5 protein-coding genes are annotated in these 5224 nt (G+C 71.2%); 1 reads left to right on the top strand and 4 read right to left on the bottom strand.

Going from position 1 to position 5224, the window contains the following annotated elements; all coding sequences use genetic code 11:
- Positions 1 to 113: 113 nt before the first annotated feature.
- Entirely contained in the window at positions 114 to 1652 is a 1539-nt protein-coding gene (gene guaB / locus ACTIR_RS0117245; RefSeq protein WP_026455214.1) for an IMP dehydrogenase, read from the bottom strand.
- An 84-nt stretch (positions 1653 to 1736) separates the two neighbouring features.
- Here guaB and ACTIR_RS0117250 point away from each other — a divergent pair, with 84 nt between their 5' ends.
- Positions 1737 to 2150, top strand: a complete 414-nt coding sequence (locus ACTIR_RS0117250) for a DUF5319 domain-containing protein (protein ID WP_034240673.1) — start codon at positions 1737 to 1739, stop codon at positions 2148 to 2150.
- A 243-nt stretch (positions 2151 to 2393) separates the two neighbouring features.
- Here ACTIR_RS0117250 and ACTIR_RS0117255 read toward each other — a convergent pair whose 3' ends face one another.
- From ACTIR_RS0117255 to ACTIR_RS0117265, 3 genes are all read right to left on the bottom strand, one after another.
- On the bottom strand, positions 2394 to 3326 hold the full coding sequence (locus ACTIR_RS0117255) for an anti-sigma-D factor RsdA (RefSeq protein WP_026455216.1): 933 nt from the start codon (positions 3324 to 3326) through the stop codon (positions 2394 to 2396).
- Complete coding sequence (locus ACTIR_RS0117260; RefSeq protein WP_026455217.1) at positions 3327 to 3899, bottom strand: sigma-70 family RNA polymerase sigma factor; 573 nt, start codon at positions 3897 to 3899, stop codon at positions 3327 to 3329.
- A gap of 394 nt (positions 3900 to 4293) precedes the next feature.
- Positions 4294 to 4890, bottom strand: a complete 597-nt coding sequence (locus tag ACTIR_RS0117265) for a response regulator transcription factor (RefSeq protein ID WP_007026373.1) — start codon at positions 4888 to 4890, stop codon at positions 4294 to 4296.
- Between the last annotated feature and the right edge of the window lie 334 nt (positions 4891 to 5224).

Genomic DNA, 5224 nt, shown 5'->3' on the forward strand with positions numbered 1-5224 from the left:
CCACGGGCCGCACCGACCGCGTTCCGCGGGCGGAACGTCGTCGGCGGGGTGCACGCCGGTCGGGCGTCGGGCCGGGGTGGCCGGGGCGACGTCGATCGGGGCCGGTGGCCGGGTCAGCGGGAGGTGTAGTTGGGGGACTCGACCGTCATGGTCACGTCGTGCGGGTGGCTCTCCTTCAGCCCCGCCGAGGTGATCCGCACCAGCTGTGCGCGCTGCAGCTCGGGGATCGTGGTGGCGCCCGCGTAGCCCATCCCGGACCGCAACCCGCCCGCGAGCTGGTGCACCACGCCGGACAGCGGGCCGCGGAACGGCGTGCGCCCCTCGATGCCCTCGGGCACGAGCTTGTCCTCGGAGAGGACGTCGTCCTGGGCGTAGCGGTCCTTGGAGTACGACCGGCCGTCGTCGCGCGACCGCATCGCGGCCAGCGAACCCATGCCGCGGTAGACCTTGTACTGCTTCCCGTTCACCAGCACGACCTCACCCGGCGCCTCGGCCGTCCCGGCGAGCAGACTTCCGAGCATCACCGACGAGGCGCCGGAGGCGATCGCCTTGACGATGTCGCCGGAGTACTGGATGCCGCCGTCCGCGATCATCGGAACCCCGGCGGGTCGACACGCCTTGTCCGCCTCGTACACCGCCGAGATCTGCGGGACGCCGACCCCGGCCACCACGCGGGTCGTGCAGATCGAACCCGGCCCGACCCCGACCTTCACCGCATCGGCCCCGGCGTCCACCAGCGCCTGCGCACCGGCACGGGTGGCGACGTTGCCCCCGACCACGTCGACCGTGTCGCCGAGTTCCTTCTTCAGGGTCGTCACCGTGTCCAGCACGGCGCGGGAGTGCCCGTGCGCGGTGTCCACCATGAGGACGTCGACCCCGGCGTCGGCCAGCGCCAGCGCGCGCTGGTGCCCGTCGGCACCGACCCCCACCGCGGCGCCGGCGATGAGCCTGCCGTCGGTGTCCTTGGTGGCGTCCGGGTACTGCTCGGTCTTGACGAAGTCCTTCACCGTGATCAGGCCGCGCAGCTTGCCCGCACCGTCCACGATCGGCAGCTTCTCCACCTTGTGCCGCCGCAGCAGCCCGAGCGCCGCGTCCGCGGTGACCCCGACCTGCGCGGTGACCAGTGGCGCCCGGGTCATCACCTCACTGACCTGCTTGCTGTAGTCGACCTCGAAGCGCATGTCGCGGTTGGTGATGATGCCCACCAGCAGGCCCGCCGCGTCGGTGACCGGCACCCCCGAGATGCGGAAGCGGGCGCACAGCTCGTCCACCTCGGTCAGCGTGTCGTCCGGCGAGCAGGTCACCGGGTCGGTGACCATCCCGGCCTCCGACCGTTTGACGACCTCGACCGCCCGGGCCTGCTCCTCGATCGGGAGGTTGCGCTGCAACACCCCCATGCCGCCCTGACGCGCCATGGCGATCGCCATCCGGGACTCGGTCACGGTGTCCATCGCCGCCGACAACAGCGGCACCCGCAGGCTCACGTTCCGGGTGACGTTCGTGCTCGTGTCGACCGTGCTCGGAATCACATCCGACTCGGCGGGCAGTAGCAGGACGTCGTCGAACGTCAGCCCGAGCATCGCGAACTTGTCCGGGGCGCCCGCCATCTCCTGCGGGTACGGCGGATCTGCGGGAGTGATGTCGCTCGTCATGGAGAACGGCCGACCTTCCTCGACGGAGTGAACCAGGGGGCTATGCGGACCTGTTAGCGATGGTAGCTGGACGCACCCCGGGGCATGCCCGGTACCGTGCGGGTCGTGCCGCACGAAGTCCTGCCCCCAGACCCGTTCGCCGACGACCCGAACGACCCGGCCCGGGAGTTCGCCATGCTCGACGATGCCGAGCCTGAGAGCGAACCGATGGGCCCGGACGAGCGGTCGGAACTGCTCACCGACCTGTCCGACCTCACCGTCTACCAGGCCCTGCTGGAGCCGCGCGGGATCCGCGGAATCGTCGTCGACTGCGGCGAGTGTGACCAGCCCCACTACCACGACTGGCACCTGCTCCGCGCCAGTCTCGAGCAGCTCCTCGCGGACGGCCAGATGCGTCCGCACGAGCCGGCCTTCGATCCGGACCCCGCGCTGTACGTGACGTGGGACTACTGCAAGGGGTTCGCCGACGGGATCACCGCGACCGAGAACGCCCGCTGACCCAGGGGCACATCGCCCCCTCCGTCCGTCCCGCCGAGCCGGCGGGACGGACGGGCGGACCCGTCCGCGGGGTGCGGTGACGCCGGTGGAATCACCCGGCACACGTCACCACCGCCGTCATCGCAGCACCGCCGCACCGCTACAGCCGCGCCGCTGCCACGGTGTATCACCGGCACACACCGCGGCACGCGGACGTCCGCCGCCCGAAAAGGGTCACCCGGGCGGCCGCACCGCCCGGGCTGGTCAGCTCGTCGGTGAGGGGTCGTCGGACTCTTCGGACGACGACGTGTCGTCCCGGTTCTCCCCGGACGACGACTCCTCGTCGGACGAGGTCTCGTCGGACGACGAGGTGGACTCCGTGGGCTCGGTCGAGGTGGACGGCTCCGTCGACGGCACCGAGGTCGTCCCGTCCAGTTCGGATTCGCGGTTCTCGCTGGACGAGGCCGTCCCCGTCCCGCTCGTCGTGTCGTCGGCCCCGGTGCTCGACGTACCGTCGCTGCTCGACGCCGCCGGGGGCGGCTGCGGCGCGGGTTCGTCCAGTTGGGCCCGCAGTTCCTCGTGCCGGGCCCGCAGCCGGCTCTCCTCCTCCGTCACCACGTCGGAGAGTGCCTGCTCGGCCTGCCCGAGCGCACTGCGGGCGTCGTCGTAGCGTTGCTGCGCGATCGCCAGATGGGCTTCGGCGAGGTCGGTCCGCACGGACGCCGCGGCCTCCACCGACGCCGCGTGATCCGAGTAGAGAACCTTGCTCAGCCCCCACAGCGTGTCACCCGGTTGGGCGTCGCGCGCGGCCAGCGCCGTCCCGGTGAATCCGATGGCGAGCACGGCCGCCGCGGCGGCGACGGGGACGAGCATGCGTCGTCGACCGCGACCGGCGTACCGCCTGGCCTGCGCGGCGGTGCGCACGGTGGTCACGGCCTCGGGGGTGTCCACCAGTTCCGGCATCGGCTCGCCGTCCACGTCCCGGCGCCAGGACAGCAGCAGGGCGTGCAGCTCGGCGTCGTCGAGATCGTCCCCACCGCGGGGATCGGCGCCACCCAGCGCGTCGAGCAGTGCGTCGTCGGCCTGGATCGCGGACAGTTCCGTGGGCGGCACGAGCGCGTCGTCGTCCTCCGCGTCCCCGGGTCGGTGCCCGGGGATGCCTGCGTGCCCGGGGTCGCCGCTGTCGTGCTCCGTCACTCAGACCACCTCCTCAGCGGCCAGTGCCTTACGCAACCGAGCGAGCGCGCGGTGCTGGGCGACCCGGACCGCACCGGGGGTCGAACCGACGGCCTCGGCCGTCTCCTCCGCGGACAGACCGACGACCACTCGTAACACCACGATCTCGCGCTGTTTCTCCGGAAGTACCTGCAGCAGTTGCGTCATGCGCTCGTTCAGTTCGCCCTGCAACGCGCGCTGCTCCGGCCCGACGGCACGCTCGACCTCGTCCGGGACCTCGGCGACGGGTTCGGAACGGTTCCGCGACGCCGCGCGGTGGGCATCGGCGACCTTGTGCTGCGCGATGCCGTAGACGAACGCCAGGAACGGACGGCCCTGATCCCGATAGGAGGGCAATGCCGTGAGCACTGCGAGACACACCTCCTGGGCCACGTCGTCTGCCGAAGCGAAGGAACGCTCCTGTCTGCCAACTCTGGCGCGGCAGTACCGCACCACGAGGGGACGTATGGCGGCCAGGACCCGTTCCACGGCCTGAGGATCACCCTCGACAGCCCCGACGACCGACTCGTCCAGTCCATCCCCCACAGTGGCCATCGCAGACAACAGTCCCGGTGTTACGTGTAGGCGTGCAGAGACAACGGCGTGCGGCTCGGATCCGGCACGCCCGCACGCCGACGGCGCCTACCGTACCTTCCGACGCCGCTTCTTCTCGTCGACGGTCGCCCGGCGCGTCCTGCACCCCGCAACCTGCACTTCCCGGACGATACCGCACTGGTCAAAGTTTCAAGTGCCCGGTGGAGCCGGGGGTCGGCGTGGGCGCGGTCGTGCGCTCCACGCCCGGGGCGGGCCCCGGTGGGGACACGGGCTGCCGGGACACGGGCTGCCGGGACACGCTGTGGCTCCGTCGGACCACGGTGTTCCGACCCACGCGCGGCGGTCCCTCCCGCCGCCCGGGAGTTCCGCATGCGGTCACGGCCCCTCCGGGCGGTCAGGAGACGAGACCGCGCCGGAAGCCGTGCGCGACCGCCTGGGCACGGTCTCGCACACCGAGTTTGCGGAACAGCCGCCGGGCATGGGTCTTCACGGTGTCCTCGGAGAGGTAGAGCTCACGGCCGATCTGACCGTTGCTCTTGCCCTGGCTCATCCCTCGCAGCACCTGGAGCTCCCGTTCGGTGAGCTGGACACCGGGATCGGAGGGCTGACGTTGTGCCGGGACGGACGTGCTGGCGAGCGTGTGGGCGAGCGCGGCGACGAGTTCGGGGCGGGACGCGTCCCACCGCAGATACCCGCGCGCCCCACCGGCGATGGCGGCGGCGATGCTGCCCGCGTCGTCCGGCGCACCGAAGACGATGACGTTCGCCTGCGGATTGGCCGAGACGAGGCGCCGGGTGGCCTCCACACCGGTCGGCACGGCACGCTGGGTGCCCACGAGCACCACGTCGACCGGCTGCCGGGAGTACCGGGCGAGCAACTCGTCACCGTGCGCTACACAGTCGATGCGACTGACACCGGGAACGGCGGACATCACGCGGGTGAGTCCTTCGCGGACACTGCGTCGGTCGTCGCAGATCAAGACCGTCGTCACAGGGGTTCCTTCCTGCAGCCGGGTGACATTCCTCCTCCCCCATCGGACGCTTTAGGTGTCACCTTGACACGATCCGGTGGCTTTTTTTGCGGGAATCTTCGCCCAGATGTCGGCATCCCTGATACCGCGCAGGAAACGAGCTAGATCGGAACCCAGTCCGACCGACGTGCGCAGCGACGTCCCACCGGATCGGTGGACAGTAACACTCCGTACAACTCGTCGGTAACTTCCGCGCGGTACCGGTCGGCCCGCGCCGGGTGGAGGCCGGCGGCCAGCGACCGCGCGGGCCACGACAGCGAACGCCACCCACGGGCCCCGGACTCGGCCAGCACGT

Origin of the sequence: Saccharomonospora iraqiensis subsp. iraqiensis (assembly GCF_000430445.1) — a bacterium.
Lineage (GTDB): Bacteria > Actinomycetota > Actinomycetes > Mycobacteriales > Pseudonocardiaceae > Saccharomonospora > Saccharomonospora iraqiensis.

Coding starts and splice junctions, on each gene's coding strand:
- guaB (WP_026455214.1), bottom strand. CDS start 1,652: ATGACGAGCGACATCACTCCCGCAGATCCGCCGTACCCGCAGGAGATG.
- ACTIR_RS0117250 (WP_034240673.1), top strand. CDS start 1,737: ATGCCCGGTACCGTGCGGGTCGTGCCGCACGAAGTCCTGCCCCCAGAC.
- ACTIR_RS0117260 (WP_026455217.1), bottom strand. CDS start 3,899: ATGGCCACTGTGGGGGATGGACTGGACGAGTCGGTCGTCGGGGCTGTC.